Raw genomic sequence first — 20,576 nt, forward strand, 5'->3', positions numbered from 1 at the left:
ACTGCGTCATGTTAGTAAACGAAATGGAAATAACTGATCATAGAGTAGATAACTTATTTGAAAAAGGAAAAAATGAGATAAAAGATTCAATTGGTACAAATAGTGTTTTAAATAAAAAAATTATTTTACAAAAAATCAGAAAATTATCTAATCAACCGAGTGGGTACTGGATAGGTTCGTTGGATGAGAGATTTTTAGACCATGCTATTATTAATCAAATAGATGTTACTAGTGAACAAATTGTTTTAATGAGCGATGGCTTTTATGAATTCTATCAAAATAATCAAAATAAGACTTTTGAAGAGTTAATTAAGATGAGATTTAATTCTTCTGCTATTGATCCAATCTATGGAAAGAAGGATGATGCAAGTATTCTAGTTATTGATGTTTGATATATTGTTTAAAATATTAATTGTTACTATTGAACTTTGTTAAGAAGAGGTACCTAAATGTTAAGGTTATATTTAGAAAATGAAATTATAGAATTATCAAATAATTTAGAGACTATTTGGGTATCTGTGCTTGATAAATACGAGAAGTTATTTGAATATTTATCAAATGAAGAACGAGTAGAATTGATTAAAGAAGATTTAATCATAAATGAGTCAGTTCTAAATATTGATAAAAAAGGATTTGAGTTAATTTGTTTACAACATCCTGTTTCATATGACTTAAGAAGAATTATTAGTGTAATAAAAATATCAACTGACATTGAACGTATTGGGGATAGAATTGTTGAAATTTTAAAAAATCTACAGATTATTCAAAATAATGAAAATTTGAAGAAAATTATTTCAGAAATAAAAATACTTCATGAAGTTATCGGACAGCATATGAATAGGGCTATATCTTGTTATAGAGAGGAACAATCTGGATGTTTAGATATGGTTGTTATACAAAAACAGAATGAGATAGAAGAGCTTAGTATAAATATTGAAAAGAAAATAATGAATTACATATTTGAAGATGATGGGAATGTTTCTGAAGTAATTGGTGCTTTAGATATTATTCATCACCTTGATAAAATTGCTCATACTACGCAAGCAATTTATAAATGGATAATGTATAGAAAATATGGGAACATAAATTAGAAAGAAAAATATATGAAAACAATTATTGATAATTTTGTTGATAGAGTAATTGAATACGGAATGTATAATGAAATTGACAAAATATATGTGAAAAATAGAGTATTAGCGTTAATAGGTGAGGAGGGAACTGATCGTATTTCCGATGAAAATGACCTGAAACAAATAAAAGATTGCTTAGTGGAAATCGCCTTAAAAAACGGTAAAATTAAAGATTTAATTGAGGAAAAGGAATGTTTAGGAGCAGAGTTAATGAATTTCATAGTTCCTTTACCTAGTCGATTAAATGATATTTTTTGGAGTTCATATGATATATCACCTCAAGAAGCAGTTGAAGAATTTTATAAGTTAAGTAAAGATAGTGATTATATTAAAACTTCTGCTATTGCTAAGAATATTGAGTTTAGAGCATCAACTAAATATGGAGAGCTAGAGATTACGATAAATTTGTCAAAACCCGAAAAAGATCCAAAAACAATTGCTGCTGAAAAATTAGTAAAAGCAACTAATTATCCCAAATGTTTACTATGTATGGAAAATGAAGGATATCAGGGGCGAATAAATTATCCAGCACGTTCGAATCATAGAATTATTCGGTTGAAACTTGGTGACGAAGTATGGGGATTCCAGTATTCTCCCTACTCATACTTTAATGAGCATGCGATATTTTTGAATAGTCAACATGTACCAATGGCTATTACCTCTAAAACATTTGAACAATTATTGGAGATTGTTGATATTTTGCCAGGATATTTTGCTGGTTCAAATTCTGATCTTCCTATCTCAGGAGGCTCCATTCTTAGTCATAACCACTATCAGGGAGGGAAATATATTTTCCCAATGGAAAAAGCAAAATTTGAGAGTGAATTTCGTTTTAAAGACTTTGAGGATATTAATGCTGGTATTGTAAAATGGCCAATGTCAGTAATTAGGTTACAAAGTGAAAATAAAAATCGCTTGTTAGATTTAGCTACTAAAATTCTAAATAAGTGGAGAGAATATTCAGATTTAGAAGTAGACATCATTGCTATGACTGAAGATGTCCCACACCATACGGTGACTCCTATTGCTCGTAAAGTGGACGGGAGATATGAATTAGATATTGTTCTAAGAGATAATCATACTACTGAACAATACCCAGATGGTGTTTTCCATCCTCATCAAGATGTACAACATATTAAAAAGGAAAATATCGGATTAATCGAAGTGATGGGACTTGCGATATTACCACCTCGTTTGAAACTAGAGTTAGAAGAAGTTGGAAAATATCTTTTAGGAGAGGAAAACGCAATTGCGGATTATCATTTAGAATGGGCCGACCAATTGAAAGAAAAATATCCTAACATTAAAAAAGAAGAGGTTAATAGCGTAGTTCAACACGAAGTAGGACAAGCATTTGCGAGAGTCCTAGAAGATGCAGGTGTTTATAAGAATACTTCATCTGGACATGAAGCGTTTATGAGATTTGTTAAGTCGGTTGGAATTAATTAGGAGGAAACCCAAATGGCAATATTGGTAACAGGCGGAGCTGGTTATATTGGTAGCCATACCGTAGTAGAATTACTAAATTTAGGAAAGGAAGTTATCATTGTCGACAACCTTTCGAATTCTAGCATCTTGGTGCTAGACCGTATTGAAGCAATTACAGGAATACGTCCTGTGTTTTACGAATTAGATGTTTGTGATAAACCAGCATTGAGAAAGGTATTTGAACAAGAATCGATTGATGCTGCAATTCATTTTGCAGGTTATAAAGCTGTCGGAGAATCCGTGCAAAAGCCTGTGATGTACTACAAAAATAATATTATGAGTACATTGGCACTTGTTGAAGTGATGTCAGAATTTAATGTTAAAAAGATTGTCTTTTCTTCAAGTGCGACTGTATATGGAATTAACAATCAGTCACCTCTAATTGAGACGATGCAAACAAGTGCGACAAATCCTTATGGGTACACCAAAGTGATGCTTGAACAAATTTTAAAAGACGTTCATGTAGCAGATTCAGAATGGAGTATTGCGTTGCTTCGTTATTTCAATCCAATTGGTGCTCATGAGTCTGGTTTGATTGGGGAAGATCCCTCAGGAATTCCTAACAACTTGATGCCTTATATTGCACAAGTAGCGGTAGGTAAGCTGTCAGAGCTAAGTGTGTTCGGAAATGATTATGATACGCTTGATGGTACTGGTGTGCGTGATTATATCCATGTAGTAGATTTAGCAATAGGACATATAAAAGCTTTAGAAAAAGTATCTGAAAAAACAGATGTTTATATCTATAACCTAGGCTCGGGAGAAGGCACTAGTGTATTACAACTTGTAAATACATTTGAAAGTGTTAATAAGATCCCTATTCCTTATAAAATAGTTCCAAGACGTTCAGGAGACGTTGCAACTTGTTATGCAAATGCAGACAAAGCATATAAGGAATTAAATTGGAGAACAACAAAATCGATTGAAGACATGTGTAGAGATACATGGAATTGGCAATCAAAAAATCCCAATGGCTATAATTGATGATACTGTCTATATGAGTGCTGTATTTTGGAAAAATTACTTAACCTTTTAATGAAATGTATATTTAATGAAAGATAAATTAAAAAAAATGTTTGACAGCGCTTGACAAAGGAAACGATTTCATTGTATAATGTAAACATGATGACACCGATGTCAAATATAAAAAAAGAAGGTCTTTATATGAAAAACTTAACAAAAATTAAGTTCAAAGAGAATGGGGAATTTAATCATTTTCCAGGAAATACTGTTGTAGCAAATCTTTATACTAAACAAGATTTGATGGAAGTTGTTGATATTATTCAATCACGTTATAGAGAATTACCATTTATCGATAAGTTCACTTTAACTCCAAGGAATTCTATTCACATGACTGTAATTGAATTGTTGTGCCATGAAAATCGTGAAACGGAGTTTTGGAGCAGTAATCTTCCTCTAGATACACCTTTACAGGAAATACATGATTACTTTGCTAAACAACTTGAAATTTTTCCATTGTTGGATGAAGAAATTCATATGCGTATAACTGAAATGGGAAAACAAAACATACTAGTTGAACCTGCAGATGAAGCTTCTGCAAAGAGATTAGAAGAAATTCGTACTTATGTCTCAGAAAAAGCAGGTGTTCGTTTCCCTAATCATGATAGATATCAATTCCATATTTCAATTGGGTATCTTCGGATTCCTCTAACCGAAGAGGAGGAAGAAGAGTTTACTAAAGTCAGAGCAGAATTAACTGAAATTTTATTAGAGAAGATTTCAACTATTACTGTAAACCGTATTGACTATACTGTATTTGAAGATATGAGACAATTTGTTCCATATCACGAAAAATTTAAATAAAATAATAAAAAAGGAGAACTTATCATGAAAAAAATGAAAGTTTGGTCTACTGTACTTGCAACGGGAGTTGCTCTTACTACACTTGCTGCTTGCTCTGGAGGTTCAAATTCTACGACTGCTTCTTCATCTGAAGAAAAAGCTGATAAAAGTCAAGAATTAGTAATCTATTCGAACTCAGTCTCAAATGGTCGTGGTGATTGGTTAACTGCTAAAGCAAAAGAAGCTGGTTTTAATATAAAAATGGTTGATATCGCTGGTGCTCAATTAGCAGACCGTGTTATTGCTGAGAAGAATAATGCAGTTGCAGATATGGTATTTGGAATTGGTGCTGTTGATTCAAATAAAATTAGAGATCAAAAATTACTAGTACAGTACAAGCCTAAATGGTTAGATAAGATTGATCAATCTTTATCAGATAAAGATAATTATTATAATCCTGTGATTGTTCAACCATTAGTTTTAATTGGGGCGCCTGATGTAAAAGAAATGCCTAAAGATTGGACTGAATTAGGTAGTAAGTATAAAGGTAAATATTCAATTTATGGTCTTCAAGGTGGTACAGGACGGGCAATTCTAGCAAGTATCTTAGTTCGTTATCTTGATGAAAAAGGTGATTTAGGAGTATCGGAAAAGGGCTGGGAAGTTGCAAAAGAATACTTTGCAAATGCCTATACTCTTCAAAAAGGTGAAAGCTCAGTTGTTAAAGCGTTAGATAAAGAAAGCCCAATTCAATACGGTATGATCTGGGGTTCTGGAGCGTTAATCGGACAAAAAGAACAAAATGTTGAATTCAAAGTTATGACTCCTGAGATTGGTGTACCATTTGTAACTGAACAAACTATGGTTTTAAGCACTAGTAAAAAACAAGCGTTAGCTAAAGAATTTATTGATTGGTTTGGTCAAACAGAAATTCAAGTAGAATATAGTAAAAAATTTGGATCTATTCCTGCCAATAAAGATGCCCTAAAAGAGTTACCTGAAGATACGAAAAAATTTGTTGATCAAGTGAAACCACAAAATATTGACTGGGAAGCTGTTGGAAAGCATTTGGATGAATGGGTAGAAAAAGCTGAATTAGAATACGTAAAATAAGAAATAAGAGTTATTTTTTATGTCCAAGTCTCTCTATTATTTCTAAATTTATGGAAGAAATAAAGAGAGGCTTTTGGCTTTAGTGATAGAGGGAGTTAGTGAGATGATTAAATTTGATAATATTCAAATTAAATATGGTGATTTTGTTGCAATTGATAATCTGAATTTAGATATACATGAAGGGGAATTCTTTACTTTTCTTGGGCCTTCAGGATGTGGTAAATCAACTACTTTGAGAGCTTTGGTAGGTTTTCTAAATCCATCATCAGGAAGTATTGAAGTTAATGGAACAGATGTCACTCATTTGGAACCTGAAAAGCGTGGAATTGGTATTGTATTTCAATCTTATGCGCTATTTCCAACTATGACTGTTTTTGATAATATTGCATTTGGTTTAAAAGTTAAGAAGGTAGCTCCAGATGTTATTAAAGCTAAAGTATCAGCAGTAGCAGCAAAAATTAAGATCTCTGATCAACAGTTACAGCGTAATGTATCAGAATTATCTGGGGGTCAACAACAAAGGGTAGCATTGGCTCGTGCTCTGGTTCTTGAACCTAAAATTCTTTGTCTAGATGAACCATTGTCAAACCTTGACGCAAAATTACGTGTAGATTTGAGAAAAGAGTTGAAAAGACTTCAAAAAGAGTTAGGTATTACTACTTTATATGTTACTCATGATCAAGAGGAAGCCTTGACTTTATCTGATAGAATTGCAGTCTTTAACAATGGATACATCGAACAGGTCGGTACACCAGTAGAAATTTATCATAATTCTCAAACTGAATTTGTATGTGATTTTATTGGAGATATTAATGTTTTGACCGATGAAACAGTCCACGAAGTATTATTGAAAAATACAAGCGTTTTCTTAGAGGATAAAAAAGGATACATTCGATTAGAGAAAGTTCGATTCAATCGTGAAACTGAACAAGATTTTATTCTAAAAGGGACAATTATTGATGTTGAGTTTTCTGGAGTTACAATTCACTATACAATAAAAGTTTCTGAAAGTCAGATTCTTAATGTAACAAGTATTGATAGTCAGGTTGCTATTAGATCTGTCGGAGAAAGTGTGGAGTTATTTATCACTCCATCAGACGTTCTGCAATTTTAAGGAGGTGCAGTATGCGTCATAAATTAAATTTAAAAGATTGGCTTATTCGTTTAGGGTTAATCTGGTTCTTAGTAACATTTATTATTTATCCAAACTTTGATCTAGTAGTGAATGTATTTGTAAAAGGAGGAGAATTTTCCCTTGATGCTGTACATCGTGTTCTAAAATCTCAGAGAGCACTTCAGAGTATTATGAACAGTTTTAAGTTAGCATTTTCACTCATTATTACAGTTAATATCGTAGGTATTCTTTGTGTTCTATTTACAGAGTACTTTGATATTAAAGGTGCTAAAATTTTAAAATTAGGTTATATGACTTCTTTAATTTATGGAGGAGTGGTTTTAGCGACTGGATATAAATTTGTCTATGGTCCATATGGATTGATTACAAAATTTTTACAAAATATTATCCCTTCTTTAGACCCTAACTGGTTTATTGGGTATGGTGCAGTCTTATTCATTATGACATTTTCAGGAACGGCTAATCATACATTGTTTTTAACAAATACAATTCGAAGCGTTGACTATCACACTATTGAGGCTGCTCGAAATATGGGAGCAAAACCATTTACTGTTTTCCGAAAAGTAGTGTTACCAACCTTAATTCCAACTCTATTTGCACTTACTATTATGGTTTTTCTTAGTGGTTTATCTGCAGTAGCAGCACCCATGATTGTTGGTGGTAAAGAATTTCAAACTATAAATCCAATGATTATTACATTTGCAGGGATGGGGAATTCTCGTGATTTAGCTGCCTTACTTGCAATTATTTTAGGTATTGCAACTACAATTTTGCTTACTATCATGAATAAGATAGAAAAAGGTGGAAATTATATTTCTATCTCTAAGACTAAAGCGCCTCTTAAAAAACAAAAAATTGCGTCTAAGCCTTGGAATATCATTGCTCACATTGTAGCATATGGATTGTTCACAGTTTTCATGCTTCCACTAATTTTTATAGTATTATACTCATTTACAGATCCAGTTGCAATTCAAACAGGTAACTTAACATTATCAAACTTTACTTTAGAAAATTATCGCTTATTCTTTAGTAATAGTGCGGCATTCTCTCCATTCTTGGTCAGCTTTATTTATTCTATTATTGCTGCGACAACAGCAACAATTCTCGCAGTTGTATTTGCTCGTGTTGTCAGAAAACATAAATCTCGTTTTGATTTCTTATTTGAATATGGTGCTCTACTTCCTTGGTTACTACCAAGTACACTTTTAGCAGTAAGTTTATTATTTACTTTTAATCAGCCACAATTTCTTGTCTTGAATCAGATTTTGGTAGGTGGTTTGGTAATTCTACTTATTGCATATATAGTTGTAAAAATCCCATTTTCTTATAGAATGGTACGTGCTATTTTATTTAGTGTTGATGATGAGATGGAAGATGCAGCAAGAAGTATGGGTGCTTCACCTTTTTATACTATGATGAAGGTTATCATTCCATTTATTTTACCGGTTGTTCTCTCTGTTATTGCTTTAAACTTTAACTCTTTATTAACTGACTTCGACTTATCTGTATTCCTTTACCATCCCCTAGCTCAACCATTAGGTATTACGATTCGATCTGCAGGTGATGAAACAGCAACATCTAATGCACAAGCTCTGGTATTTGTTTATACAATTGTTCTGATGATTGTTTCTGGAACTGTATTATACTTCACACAAAGACCGGGGCGTAAAGTAAGGAAATAATCATGACAGCCACTAGTCTTGGGTTATCACATATTGAAATAGTTGTCAGGATTGTTTTATCAGTAGTTATTGGTGGTGTAATTGGTTTAGAGAGAGGAAGTAAATCTCAACCAGCAGGTATTCGTACACATAGTATTGTTTGTCTGGCTGCATGTTTAATTATGATGACGAATGAATACGTATCTTATAAATTTGGTACAGGAGATCCTACACGCTTAGGTGCGCAGGTTATATCAGGTGTTGGTTTTCTTGGGGCTGGAACAATACTTATTACAGATAAAAAGAAAATAACTGGTTTAACAACTGCAGCAGGCATTTGGGCTTCGGCAGGAATTGGATTAGCTATTGGAGTAGGTTTTTATGAGGGAGCTCTTTTAGTAGCCATTTCTGTTTGGGGTGTGATATCCATGTTCCAACCACTAAAAAAATATCTACGAAATCGTTCTAAAATGATTGAATTGTATATAGTGGTTAAATCTACAGAAGCCTATAATCGTGTATTGGTTTATTGTGCAGAAAATGGTATCAGAATGACCGATTCAAGAACAGCGTTTGGAGATGTTAATTCTGACAGAATTGAATACTTTGATGTTCCAGACAAAAAAATAGCGTCATTTATTACTCTGGAATTATCAGGTAGATTTGAACATCTTCGTTTGATGGAAGAAATTGCTAATATTGTAGGTGTTATTTATGTCGAAGAAATTAGCTGAAATTTAGTAAACAAAGGGACAGATGTTTTTGTCCTTTTGTTTTTTAGATGTTTTAATCATCTAATTTTTGAGTAGATTTTTGCTCAGAGGTTTTTATGAAAGATTATAAAATCAATTTTGATTTAGGTAAAATAGAATATTTTGATAATAATTGTTTGATACAAGTATACAAATTTATTTCTTTTTATGATATTTATGAAATGGTGTTTGCCTTTCATTTATCTCCTGATGAGTTGATAACAAATGTTATCTTTAAAGAAAAAATTAACTCTATGTTAAAATGTTACATTGACAGGCTATTATATTTTTTTATAAATCCTACACATTTTACTGAAAAAGTTAATCTACAATTTTATGGTAGTTTTTTCTCATATGAATTTATTTGTCGTGAAGTTGGAAACATTCTTAAAAATAAAGGTGTGAAATGCAATTTAAACTTTTTTGAAGGGGAAGAATATTTGTAAAATTAATTTTGTGAATTTGTGGATCTTAAATAATTTACTAAATTCTCTTGTTAAAAAAAATTAAATATTGTATAGTAATATTAGAATGTTCGTAATGGAGGACTGAAATGAAAAATATAAATGGGAAAAAAGTAACTATTTATGACATTGCACGTTTATCAGGTTTTTCTCCAAAAACAGTTTCACGAGTTATTAATGGTGGAGTAAATGTTAAAGAAGAAACTTATCAAGCGATTCAAAAAGTTATAGAGGAATTGTCGTATATTCCAAATGCGTATGCAAAAAATTTAACTAAAAAAGAAGCTATAAATATATTGATTTCTGTAAAAAAAATCGACTCTTTTCCTTTAATTTGGTTTCAAACTTTATTAGATAAAGTTTTACAAACTTGTAAAGAGTATGGTGTTAATGCTATAGTTGAGTACTTTGGAGAGGAGGATACAATTAGTAATTCAATTATATCAAGCACAGGTAGCCTAGTAGATGGTGTTATTGTTTTTTATGAAAGTGTAGATGATATCAGAATTCAGTATTTAAAGAAGAACCATATGCCTTTTCTTGTTTTCGGTGAATCTCAAACGTCTGGAGTAGTCTATGTATCTAATAATAATTTTCAAGCTACTTATGATATGATGAAAGCTGTAACTGAAGAAAAATTTAAAAATATGTGGTTGCTTATGGGAGGAGAATCTCATGTTAATAAGGATCGTGAAAGAGGTGTGCGTTCTTTTCTGAATGATAAAAATTACTTTATGGATTTAAAAGTCATTTATGGCTTATCTACAATTGATTCAGTTTATTCTTATGCAATGCAGCACTTGACTACCCAAAATGATCCGGACATTATTTTTGTTTCAGGAGATGAAAAGGTTCAGGGCTTGATTCGTGCGTGCTATGAGAAAGGAATTCTTATTCCAGATGATATTTCTATCATTGGATTTGATAATATTCCTATTTCTCAGTATTATACTCCAGCTTTGTCTACAATTGCTCCCAATTATGTTAAATTGGCTAAAGAAATGATAGAAGGTGTTTTAGCAATTATTAAAGGGGAAAGTGTCACATCTGTTGAAGTTTCTCCTAAATTTGTTAGGAGACAGAGTTTCTAGTATTGTTTAATTCTTGAAAATCCTAGTGGAAAAGATGGAGTGTTCTAAAATAAGTTCTGTTTAGCCTCCATTCAGTTTCTATTGAGTTGGATCCAATTTCTAACAAGTGGGACATGTTCATGTTCATGTTCGATCTAAGGAAGACATGGTCACATTCGAATGATATTTTCAAAAAAATCGTAAAAAAGTCTTGACAAAGAAAAAACAAAGTATTAAAATAAGTTCAACAAATCAGAAAAGTAACTATTTTTGATCTTCAGGGAGCCTGTGGTGATTGTGAATAGGTGGTTGGAAGTAGTGAAAGTGGGCTGATTTAAAAAATGAATTTGAAACAATGAAAATTCGGTGCGCACACCTTACAGTGCAGCTTGTTGTTAGACAAGGCAGAGATGTAAAGGAGATAGTTCCTTTACAATTGAGGTGGCACCGCGTTACCAACGCCCTCACATGGAAGTAGATTCCGTGTGTGGGCTTTTTTCTATCCGTCATTTTGTTTATCTTTTATTAGGGCCTTAAGTCGCTTTGATGAACTTGAGTTTTATCTACAGCTCCTTGCCTACTACTAAAAGCAAACAAAAAGGCTGGACTAATACGAAAAAAGCTAGTAATACTCAATGAAAATCAAAGAGCAAACTAGGAAACTAGCCGCAGGTTGCTCAAAACACTGTTTTGAGGTTGTGGATAGAACTGACGAAGTCAGCTCAAAACACTGTTTTGAGGTTGCAGATAGAACTGACGAAGTCAGTAACCATACCTACGGCAAGGCGACGTTGACGCGGTTTGAAGAGATTTTCGAAGAGTATAAAGGTGTACCGAGATGAACATCTCTTCATCAATGTCTCTGGTCGTGGAGGCAAGGACCTAGCTGCGATTGCAGATTACTAGAAGCTAAAAAATAATAGATGGAAAAATTACAGTCTTTTCTCTCACAGAGAGCTTGTGGTTGCTGAAAACAAGCAGAGAAAACTGTAAGGTTGGGTCCATCTGAAACGAGAGAAGAAAACATCATTCTCAAGGGAGTGCCCTTTATCGCACAGCCTGTTACAGGAGATATCTGAGACAGGAATGAGAGATAGGAGAAATCCTATAATTGAGGTGGCACCGCGAATTTCGTCCTCACGCAAGTTATTTTGCGTGGGGATTTTTCATACAGTCACCACGGACTAGAAGTAGAACTGAAAGGGAAATTACAATGGAACGAATCATTCATGGAGATGTCTTATCGCCAATCTTGGCTTATATGCGCCTAAAGGGGCAACACAAGGTTATCTTAGAGAGTATTCCGAGAGACAAGGAAACAGCTCGTTTTTCTATCTTAGCCTATAATCCAGTTTTTGAGATTAAGTTTGAAAATGGAGTTCTTTATCAAAATGGTCAAGTGATTGATCGGGATTCCTTGGATTTCCTTTATGAAGTGACTCATAAGAGCCAGCACCATTCAGATCTACCTTTTGGTGGTGGGGCAATTGGTTTTGTTGGTTACGATATGATTTCGCTTTATGAAGAAATTGGTCAAATCCCTCAAGATACAATTGGGACGCCAGACATGCATTTCTTTGTTTATGAGAGTTACATGGTCTTTGACCACAAGAAGGAAAAAATCCATGTCATAGAGGATGCTCTCTATAGTGAGCGCAGTCAAGAAAACTTGGAAGAAGCCTTGAACCAAGTGCTTGAGGAATTACGCATTCCTGCTCCAAATGAATTTGAAGACTTGGATCTATCTCCGTTAGACTTCAACCCCCATATTGCTCCTCAGAAGTTTGAGGAAATGGTGGAAATAGCTCGTGACTTGATTCGTAATGGCGATATGTTCCAATGTGTACTTAGTCAACGCTTCTCAGCAGAGGTGACTGGAAATCCATTTGACTTCTACAGAAATCTCCGCGTGACCAATCCATCTAATTACCTTTATTTCTATGATTTTGGGGATTATCAAATCATCGGAGCTAGTCCAGAAAGTTTAGTTTCTGTCAAAAATGGCATCGTGACAACCAATCCGATTGCAGGGACGCGACCAAGAGGGGCTACGGATGAAGAAGACAAGACCTTGGCGACTGACCTCCTCTCTGATGAGAAGGAAACAGCAGAACATCGAATGTTGGTAGACTTGGGGCGTAACGATATTGGCCGCATCTCTGAAACGGCCAGTGTCCAAGTTACTAAGTATATGAAGGTGGAGCTCTTCCGCTATGTTATGCATTTGACCAGCGTGGTCAAGGGACGTTTGCTTCCAGAACTCACTGCTATGGATGCCTTGAAATCAACACTTCCTGCTGGAACAGTTTCTGGAGCACCAAAGATTCGAGCTATGAGACGCATCTATGAACTGGAAACAGAAAAACGGGGCGTATACGCGGGAGCAATCGGCTACTTGTCTGCGACGGGTGATATGGATTTGGCCATTGCCATCCGAACCATGATTCTCAAAAATCAAAGAGCCTATGTGCAGGCTGGGGCAGGGATTGTCTACGACTCTATCGCCCAAAACGAATACCAAGAAACCATTAACAAAGCAAAATCTATGACTAGAATTGGAGAACTAAGACCATGATTTTATTGATTGACAACTATGATTCTTTTACCTATAACTTGGCCCAATACATTGGGAATTTTGCAGAAGTTCAGGTTCTGAGAAATGATGATTCCAAGCTGTATGAAGAAGCTGAAAAAGCAGATGGTCTGGTCTTTTCTCCTGGTCCTGGTTGGCCAGTTGATGCTGGAAAGATGGAAGACATGATTTGTGATTTTGCAGGCAAGAAGCCGATTCTAGGGATTTGTTTGGGTCACCAAGCCATTGCAGAAGTCTTTGGTGGTAAGCTAGGTTTGGCTCCAAAAGTCATGCATGGGAAACAGAGCAATATCAACTTTGAAGCGCCATCTGTTTTGTATCAAGGTATTGAGGATGGCCGTGCGGTCATGCGTTATCACAGTATTTTGATTGAGGAAATGCCAGAAGACTTTGAAGTGACAGCTCGTTCGACTGATGACCAAGCCATCATGGGGATTCAACATAAAAACCTACCGATTTATGGCTTCCAGTACCATCCAGAGAGCATTGGAACGCCAGACGGCTTGTCTTCTATTCGGAATTTTATCGAGAAGGTTGTAAAGTGAGGAAACTAGGATGAAAGAGATTATTGAAAAACTAGCAAAATTTGAAAATTTATCAGGTGTGGAAATGATGGATGTCATTGAGCGTATCGTAACTGGGCGTGTAACTGAAGCGCAGATTGCTTCTCTCCTCTTAGCTCTTAAGATGAAGGGGGAAACACCTGAAGAACGCACAGCCATTGCCCAAGTCATGAGAGGACATGCCCAGCATATTCCAACTGAGATTCATGATGCCATGGACAACTGTGGTACAGGTGGGGACAAGTCTTTCAGTTTTAATATTTCCACAACTGCAGCCTTTGTCTTGGCTGGTGGCGGTATTCACATGGCCAAGCATGGTAACCGCTCGATTTCTTCTAAATCTGGCTCCGCAGATGTCCTCGAAGCCTTGGGAATCAATCTTGACCTCAAACCAGCTGAACTAGGTAAGGTCTTTGATAAAACTGGAATCGTCTTTCTCTTCGCTAAAAATATGCACCCAGCTATGAAATACATCATGCCAGCTCGTTTGGAATTGGGAATTCCAACGATTATGAATTTGACTGGTCCACTGATTCATCCAATGGCTTTAGAAACACAGCTTCTTGGAATTAGTCGTCCAGAACTCCTAGAAAGTACAGCTCAGGTTTTGAAAAATATGGGTCGCAAACGTGCCATCGTGGTTGCTGGACCAGAAGGGTTGGATGAAGCTGGCTTGAACGGAACAACCAAGATTGCACTTCTTGAAAATGGCGAAATCAGCTTGTCAAGCTTTACTCCAGAGGATTTGGGAATGGAAGGCTATGCTATGGAAGATATTCGTGGTGGGAATGCTCAGGAAAATGCAGAAATTTTGCTCAGCGTTCTGAAAAACGAAGCAAGTCCATTCTTGGAAACGACAGTCTTGAATGCTGGTCTTGGTTTCTATGCTAATGGTAAGATTGATAGCATCAAGGAAGGAGTTGCCTTGGCCCGTCAAGTGATTGCTAGAGGCAAGGCCCTTGAAAAACTCAGACTGTTACAGGAGTACCAAAAATGAGTCAGGAATTTTTAGCACGAATCTTAGAGCAGAAGGCGCGTGAGGTGGAGCAGATGAAGCTGGAGCAAATCCAGCCTCTGCGCCAGACCTATCGCTTGGCAGAATTTTTGAAGAATCATCAGGACCGCTTGCAGGTAATCGCTGAGGTCAAGAAAGCTAGCCCTAGTTTGGGAGATATCAATCTCGATGTGGATATTGTGCAACAGGCCCAGACTTATGAAGCAAATGGTGCAGTGATGATTTCTGTTTTGACAGATGAGGTTTTCTTTAAAGGTCATTTGGATTATCTAAGGGAGATTTCCAGTCAGGTAAACATTCCGACGCTCAACAAGGACTTTATCATCGATGAAAAGCAAATCATCCGCGCTCGCAATGCAGGTGCGACAGTCATCTTGCTCATTGTGGCAGCCTTGTCAGAAGAACGTCTTAAGGAACTTTATGACTACGCGACGGAACTTGGTCTGGAAGTCTTAGTGGAAACCCACAATCTAGCTGAACTAGAAGTGGCTCACAGACTTGGTGCCCAGATTATCGGGGTCAATAATCGCAATTTGACTACCTTTGAAGTCGACTTGCAGACCAGTGTAGACTTGTCCCAACACTTTAAGGAAGGACGTTATTACATTTCTGAATCTGCTATTTTCACAGGGCAGGATGCGGAACGACTAGCGCCATACTTTAACGGAATTTTAGTAGGGACAGCTCTCATGCAGGCAGAAGATGTAGCCCAGAGAACCAAGGAGTTGCAGATTGACAAAGGTTAAAATTTGTGGACTATCGACCAAAGAAGCGGTGGAAACAGCCGTTTCAGCAGGAGCCGATTATATCGGTTTTGTCTTTGCACCTAGTAAAAGACAGGTGACTTTAGAAGAGGCAGCTGTGCTGGCAAAGCTTATTCCTGCGGATGTGAAAAAGGTTGGTGTATTTGTTTCACCAAGTCGGGCAGAACTGCTAGAAGCGATTGACAAAGTTGGCTTGGACTTGGTTCAAGTTCACGGTCAGGTGGCAGATGATTTATTTGAGAATTTGCCTTGTGCCAGTATTCAGGCTGTGCAGGTAGATGGAAATGGGCATGTCCCCAATTCTCAGGCAGATTATCTACTCTTTGATGCCCCTGTGGCAGGAAGTGGCCAGACCTTTGACTGGGCTCAACTGGATACGACTGGATTAACTCAGTCTTTCTTTATCGCAGGTGGGCTTAATGAAGACAATGTAGTAAAAGCAATTCAACACTTTACTCCCTATGCAGTAGATGTATCAAGCGGAGTGGAGACAGATGGACAAAAAGATCATGAAAAGATTAGAAGATTTATAGAGAGGGTAAAGCATGGCATATCAGGAACCAAATAAAGATGGATTTTACGGAAAATTCGGCGGACGTTTTGTCCCAGAAATATTGATGACAGCAGTTTTGGAGTTGGAGAAGGCCTACCGTGAAAGTCAGGCAGACCCAAGTTTCCAAGAGGAATTAAACCAGCTTTTGCGCCAGTACGTAGGACGTGAAACTCCTCTTTATTACGCAAAAAACTTGACCCAGCATATCGGCGGAGCCAAGATTTATCTCAAACGGGAAGACCTTAACCATACAGGAGCCCACAAGATTAACAATGCCTTAGGACAAGTTTGGCTTGCCAAACGCATGGGTAAAAAGAAAATTATCGCAGAAACGGGTGCTGGTCAGCACGGTGTGGCAACTGCAACTGCTGCGGCCCTCTTTAACATGGAATGTACCATCTACATGGGTGAGGAAGATGTCAAACGCCAAGCCCTCAATGTCTTCCGCATGGAGCTTTTGGGAGCCAAGGTCGAGGCTGTAACAGATGGTTCGCGCGTGCTCAAGGATGCGGTCAATGCAGCCCTTCGTTCATGGGTGGCTAATATCGACGATACCCACTATATCCTTGGTTCTGCCTTGGGGCCTCATCCATTTCCAGAAATCGTTCGTGACTTCCAAAGTGTCATCGGTCGCGAAGCTAAACAACAGTATCGCGATATGACAGGTCAAAATCTGCCCGATGCCCTAGTAGCCTGTGTTGGTGGTGGATCTAATGCTATTGGGCTCTTCCATCCCTTTGTAGAAGATGAGTCTGTAGCTATGTATGGAGCTGAAGCGGCTGGACTTGGTGTGGATACAGAGCACCACGCAGCTACCTTGACCAAGGGTCGTCCAGGTGTCCTTCACGGTTCCCTCATGGATGTGCTCCAAGATGCCCATGGTCAAATTCTTGAAGCCTTCTCTATCTCAGCAGGTTTGGACTATCCTGGTATCGGTCCAGAGCATTCTCACTACCACGATATTAAACGTGCCAGCTATGTCCCTGTGACAGACGAAGAAGCCTTGGAAGGATTCCAACTCTTGTCTCGTGTGGAAGGGATTATCCCAGCCTTGGAATCTAGCCATGCTATCGCTTTTGCGGTGAAATTGGCCAAAGAACTTGGACCAGAAAAGTCTATGATTGTCTGCCTATCAGGTCGTGGGGACAAGGATGTGGTTCAAGTCAAAGACCGCTTGGAAGCAGATGCAGCAAAGAAGGGAGAAGCTCATGCCTAAGACACTAACAGAAAAATTAAATGCTATAAAAGCAGCTGGAAAAGGAATTTTTGTTCCCTATATCATGGCTGGAGACCACGAGAAAGGTTTGGATGGACTAGGAGAAACAATCCACTTTCTAGAAGATTTGGGTGTCTCTGCAATTGAAGTGGGTATTCCCTTTTCAGACCCTGTTGCAGATGGACCTGTTATCGAAGAAGCTGGCTTGCGCAGTTTAGCCCACGGGACCTCTACCCAGGCTTTAGTTGAAACCTTGAAAACCATTGAAACAGAGATTCCACTGGTCATCATGACCTACTTCAACCCCCTCTTTCAGTACGGTGTGGAGAACTTTGTCAAAGATCTGGCTGATACAGCTGTGAAGGGCTTGATTATCCCAGACTTACCTCATGAACATGCCAACTTTGTAGAACCATTTTTGGCAGATACAGATATCGCCTTGATTCCTTTAGTAAGCTTGACCACAGGAATTGAGCGCCAGAAAGAGTTGATTGAAGGCGCGGAGGGATTCGTCTATGCCGTTGCCATCAATGGGGTGACAGGGAAATCAGGCAATTACCGTGCAGATTTGGACAAGCACTTGGCGCAACTTCATCAAGTGGCCGACATCCCAGTCTTGACAGGTTTTGGTGTATCTAGTCAAGCCGATCTGGAACGCTTCAATGCGGTGTCAGATGGTGTTATCGTCGGTTCGAAAATAGTAAAAGCTCTCCACCAAGGAGAGCCGATTCAGGATTTTATCAGACAAGCAGTAGCTTACCAAAAATAATCAAACAAGTAGCAAGTAAGAGGAAAGGCACGAAAGGAAGTCTTTCCTTTTTCTTTTGCAGGAGAAAGGCTAGAATTCCTGTTGCAGAAGCAAACTGAATCAAGATGAGTAATTCTGTCGCACTAAAGACGAGAGCGCAAGAAGCCAAAAAGAGAAAATCCCCTGCGCCCATGCGGATATCGATAAAATGAGCTAAAATTCCAAGGACAAGGAAGAAGACCATGACTAGATTCCAGCCAGAGCAGGACATTAGAAGCAGATGAAAGACAATCCAGACCAGTAAGGGATATTCCTGATGGCGAAAGTCGTAGATGCCCAAGGTCAAACCAGCGGTGATTAGGACGACTTGCTCCAAGGAAAGCAATTCCCAAGACCAAGCCAGAAAGATGACACCTAAGCCTAGTTCCAAAAGGGCATACCAGACAGGATAAGGAGTCTTGCAGTAGCGACAGCGAAAGTGATTGAAAACCTGCGACAGGATTGGAATCAAATCTAAGGGACGCAAGGGAGTATGACAGGAATCGCAGTGACTAGCAGGTTGGATAATGGATTGCTCTGGAAAACGGTCAATGACCAAACCAAGAAAGGAAGCGAGAATGCTCCCGACAAGAAAAAAATAAAAATCAATCATACTTATCTATTCGTAAAAAATGGGAGAAGTAGTATAATGGAGAAACATAGATAAGATGGGGAGGAAAAGATGACAATTCGTTTTGAAGAAAAGGTGAGCCCAGAAAACGCTCAGCTCGTATGCCAATGGTCCAACTCCCTTGGCAAATCCTTTCAAGAACAATGGATGGGACCAATGATTTCTTTTCCCTTGACAATTCAAGTCTTGCAAGATTTGGAAGGAATCTTTTCAATCTTTGATGGACAAGAGTTTGTCGGGCTAATCCAGAAAATCAGACTAGAAGACAGTAATCTTCATATTGGAAGATTTTTTATCAACCCCCAGAAACAGGGACAAGGCTTAGGTAGCCAGGCTTTCAGGAAATTTGTTAGTTTGGCCTTTGAAAATGGAGACATAGATAGTATTTCTCTAAATGTCTTCGAAGCAAATCAAACAGCTTACAATCTTTACCAAAAAGAAGGATTTGAAATCGTTCAAATGGTTGAAGCACCCGTACGAAAATACATCATGAAAAAGGGGAGATAGGAAGCAAACAAAGGCTTTTCCTGTTTTATGTAGATGTCTATACATGAATATTGAAGGGGGTATCAAAAGTCGATTGGAGTGATTTTATCCATGATGGTAAAAATGATCTGGAGAAAAATGATTGAGAAATAGTTGCTTAAAAAGCGTTTGCATGATACTATATATTGAAAGGAGGTGATAAGATGGTAGAACAAAGAAAATCAATTACCATGAAAGATGTTGCTTTAGAAGCAGGAGTTAGTGTTGGAACAGTTTCACGTGTGATTAATAAAGAAAAAGGCATTAAAGAAGTAACCTTGAAAAAAGTGGAGCAAGCGATTAAAACTTTGAATTACATTCCAGATTACTACGCTAGAGGAATGAAAAAAAATCGAACAGAAACGATTGCAATCATTGTACCAAGTATCTGGCATCCCTTCTTTTCAGAATTTGCTATGCATGTGGAAAATGAAGTCTATAAGAGGAATAATAAATTACTCTTATGTTCTATAAATGGTACAAATCGAGAGCAAGACTATCTGGAGATGTTGCGTCATAATAAAGTTGATGGAGTGGTTGCTATTACCTATAGTCCAATTGAACATTACCTGTCGTCAGGAATTCCATTTGTCAGTATTGACCGTACATACTCAGATATTGCCATTCCTTGTGTTTCATCAGATAATGATGCAGGTGGAAGAGAAGCAGCTAAACAATTAATTAGTAAAGGATGTCAGCATTTAGCCTTTGTGGGCGGACATAATACAACCATTAATGAAACCAAACGTCGTAGAATTTCCTTTGAAAAGTATGTCCAAGAGCATAAAATACCTCTTAGTATTTTTGATTTGGATGAGACAGTTACTGACTATCATGGAAAGCTAGAGAGTTTCTTGGAAGACAATCATTCTATAGATGGAATTTTTACAATTAACGACTTTGCAGCTTTAGATGTTATTGATATACTAGAAAAAAATGGTAAACGTATTCCTCATGATGTCCAAATTATTGGATACGATGGAATTAAAATGGCTGGAGATAGAGATTATCTACTTTCAACTATTGAACAACCATTGGAAGAAATGGCAAAAGAAGCGGTTCGGATTTTGTTTGATATTATTGATGGAAAGACTGTTAATTTGCAGACAATCCTACCAGTGAAATTTGTTGAAGGAAAAACAACAAAAAATGAAAATAAGTCTTGACAGAAAACGCTAACAATGTTAGAATGAATTCAGATAAAAAAAGATTTATTTTTTTAAAACAAAAATGAAACGTTTCAAAAACAAAATAAATAGACAGCGCCAAGCGCTATCTTTTCCAAGCAAAAATGAAACGTTTCAAAAAAAGGA

22 protein-coding genes and 2 other annotated features are annotated in these 20,576 nt (G+C 37.0%); of the genes, 21 read left to right on the plus strand and 1 reads right to left on the minus strand.

Translation table 11 applies throughout. The annotated features are described in order from the left end of the window. Positions 1 to 8 precede the first annotated feature (8 nt). From HT729_RS11830 to trpA, 19 genes are all read left to right on the plus strand, one after another. The gene (locus HT729_RS11830) at positions 9 to 392 is read left to right on the plus strand and encodes a hypothetical protein (RefSeq protein ID WP_001812628.1); all 384 of its coding nucleotides are present in this window, start codon (positions 9 to 11) and stop codon (positions 390 to 392) included. Between the two features lie 57 nt (positions 393 to 449). Next, complete coding sequence (locus HT729_RS00315; RefSeq protein ID WP_000945329.1) at positions 450 to 1,091, plus strand: phosphate uptake regulator PhoU; 642 nt, start codon at positions 450 to 452, stop codon at positions 1,089 to 1,091. A 12-nt stretch (positions 1,092 to 1,103) separates the two neighbouring features. Continuing rightward, the gene (gene galT / locus HT729_RS00320) at positions 1,104 to 2,579 is read left to right on the plus strand and encodes a UDP-glucose--hexose-1-phosphate uridylyltransferase (protein WP_172931549.1); all 1,476 of its coding nucleotides are present in this window, start codon (positions 1,104 to 1,106) and stop codon (positions 2,577 to 2,579) included. A gap of 12 nt (positions 2,580 to 2,591) precedes the next feature. After that, positions 2,592 to 3,602 (plus strand): UDP-glucose 4-epimerase GalE, encoded by a 1,011-nt coding sequence (galE, locus tag HT729_RS00325; protein ID WP_000996557.1) that lies wholly within the window; start codon positions 2,592 to 2,594, stop codon positions 3,600 to 3,602. Positions 3,603 to 3,782: 180 nt separating this feature from the next. Beyond that, positions 3,783 to 4,442, plus strand: coding sequence for a DUF1868 domain-containing protein (locus HT729_RS00330; protein WP_023941554.1), 660 nt, complete (start codon positions 3,783 to 3,785; stop codon positions 4,440 to 4,442). Positions 4,443 to 4,466: 24 nt separating this feature from the next. Beyond that, a complete protein-coding gene (locus HT729_RS00335) occupies positions 4,467 to 5,534 on the plus strand; it encodes an extracellular solute-binding protein (RefSeq protein ID WP_023941553.1) in 1,068 nt (355 codons plus the stop codon). Between the two features lie 103 nt (positions 5,535 to 5,637). Then, positions 5,638 to 6,648, plus strand: a complete 1,011-nt coding sequence (locus HT729_RS00340) for an ABC transporter ATP-binding protein (protein ID WP_137999534.1) — start codon at positions 5,638 to 5,640, stop codon at positions 6,646 to 6,648. Positions 6,649 to 6,659: 11 nt separating this feature from the next. Further along, positions 6,660 to 8,351, plus strand: a complete 1,692-nt coding sequence (locus HT729_RS00345; protein WP_001216169.1) for an iron ABC transporter permease — start codon at positions 6,660 to 6,662, stop codon at positions 8,349 to 8,351. Between the two features lie 2 nt (positions 8,352 to 8,353). Then, positions 8,354 to 9,064, plus strand: coding sequence for an MgtC/SapB family protein (locus HT729_RS00350; protein ID WP_000127549.1), 711 nt, complete (start codon positions 8,354 to 8,356; stop codon positions 9,062 to 9,064). Positions 9,065 to 9,159: 95 nt separating this feature from the next. Then, positions 9,160 to 9,528, plus strand: coding sequence for a hypothetical protein (locus tag HT729_RS00355; protein WP_000656297.1), 369 nt, complete (start codon positions 9,160 to 9,162; stop codon positions 9,526 to 9,528). A gap of 107 nt (positions 9,529 to 9,635) precedes the next feature. Then, positions 9,636 to 10,637, plus strand: coding sequence for a LacI family DNA-binding transcriptional regulator (locus tag HT729_RS00360; RefSeq protein ID WP_000789951.1), 1,002 nt, complete (start codon positions 9,636 to 9,638; stop codon positions 10,635 to 10,637). A 217-nt stretch (positions 10,638 to 10,854) separates the two neighbouring features. Further along, positions 10,855 to 11,085 (plus strand) — a binding site (T-box leader). Between the two features lie 166 nt (positions 11,086 to 11,251). After that, positions 11,252 to 11,458, plus strand: coding sequence for a hypothetical protein (locus HT729_RS11835; RefSeq protein WP_000693079.1), 207 nt, complete (start codon positions 11,252 to 11,254; stop codon positions 11,456 to 11,458). 68 nt (positions 11,459 to 11,526) lie between these two features. Beyond that, positions 11,527 to 11,758 (plus strand) — a binding site (T-box leader). A gap of 71 nt (positions 11,759 to 11,829) precedes the next feature. After that, positions 11,830 to 13,191, plus strand: a complete 1,362-nt coding sequence (gene trpE, locus HT729_RS00370; RefSeq protein ID WP_172929914.1) for an anthranilate synthase component I — start codon at positions 11,830 to 11,832, stop codon at positions 13,189 to 13,191. Then, complete coding sequence (locus HT729_RS00375; protein WP_000601921.1) at positions 13,188 to 13,754, plus strand: aminodeoxychorismate/anthranilate synthase component II; 567 nt, start codon at positions 13,188 to 13,190, stop codon at positions 13,752 to 13,754. The genes trpE and HT729_RS00375 overlap by 4 nt, the downstream gene beginning before the upstream one ends. 10 nt (positions 13,755 to 13,764) lie before the next feature. Then, positions 13,765 to 14,769 carry an anthranilate phosphoribosyltransferase gene (trpD, locus tag HT729_RS00380; RefSeq protein ID WP_050207425.1) on the plus strand — a complete coding sequence of 335 codons (1,005 nt, stop codon included), beginning with the start codon at positions 13,765 to 13,767 and terminating at the stop codon, positions 14,767 to 14,769. Next, entirely contained in the window at positions 14,766 to 15,533 is a 768-nt protein-coding gene (gene trpC, locus HT729_RS00385) for an indole-3-glycerol phosphate synthase TrpC (protein ID WP_000076540.1), read from the plus strand. Before trpD ends, trpC begins: the two co-directional genes overlap by 4 nt. Continuing rightward, a complete protein-coding gene (locus HT729_RS00390; RefSeq protein ID WP_000169908.1) occupies positions 15,520 to 16,119 on the plus strand; it encodes a phosphoribosylanthranilate isomerase in 600 nt (199 codons plus the stop codon). The genes trpC and HT729_RS00390 overlap by 14 nt, the downstream gene beginning before the upstream one ends. Further along, on the plus strand, positions 16,097 to 17,320 hold the full coding sequence (gene trpB / locus HT729_RS00395) for a tryptophan synthase subunit beta (protein WP_172931550.1): 1,224 nt from the start codon (positions 16,097 to 16,099) through the stop codon (positions 17,318 to 17,320). The genes HT729_RS00390 and trpB overlap by 23 nt, the downstream gene beginning before the upstream one ends. Continuing rightward, the gene (gene trpA, locus HT729_RS00400) at positions 17,313 to 18,089 is read left to right on the plus strand and encodes a tryptophan synthase subunit alpha (RefSeq protein WP_001127011.1); all 777 of its coding nucleotides are present in this window, start codon (positions 17,313 to 17,315) and stop codon (positions 18,087 to 18,089) included. The genes trpB and trpA overlap by 8 nt, the downstream gene beginning before the upstream one ends. Here the strand turns inward: trpA and HT729_RS00405 are convergent. After that, the gene (locus HT729_RS00405; RefSeq protein ID WP_172931551.1) at positions 18,061 to 18,720 is read right to left on the minus strand and encodes an A24 family peptidase; all 660 of its coding nucleotides are present in this window, start codon (positions 18,718 to 18,720) and stop codon (positions 18,061 to 18,063) included. The two genes, trpA and HT729_RS00405, sit on opposite strands and share 29 nt — an antisense overlap. Before the next feature lie 69 nt (positions 18,721 to 18,789). On the opposite strand from HT729_RS00405, the gene HT729_RS00410 reads away from it, so the two are divergent. Then, positions 18,790 to 19,245 (plus strand): GNAT family N-acetyltransferase, encoded by a 456-nt coding sequence (locus HT729_RS00410; protein ID WP_050975800.1) that lies wholly within the window; start codon positions 18,790 to 18,792, stop codon positions 19,243 to 19,245. A gap of 182 nt (positions 19,246 to 19,427) precedes the next feature. Next, positions 19,428 to 20,429 (plus strand): LacI family DNA-binding transcriptional regulator, encoded by a 1,002-nt coding sequence (locus HT729_RS00415; protein WP_050207426.1) that lies wholly within the window; start codon positions 19,428 to 19,430, stop codon positions 20,427 to 20,429. Positions 20,430 to 20,576: the final 147 nt, after the last annotated feature.

Source organism: Streptococcus sp. 79, assembly GCF_013277425.1.
Taxonomy (GTDB): domain Bacteria; phylum Bacillota; class Bacilli; order Lactobacillales; family Streptococcaceae; genus Streptococcus; species Streptococcus pseudopneumoniae.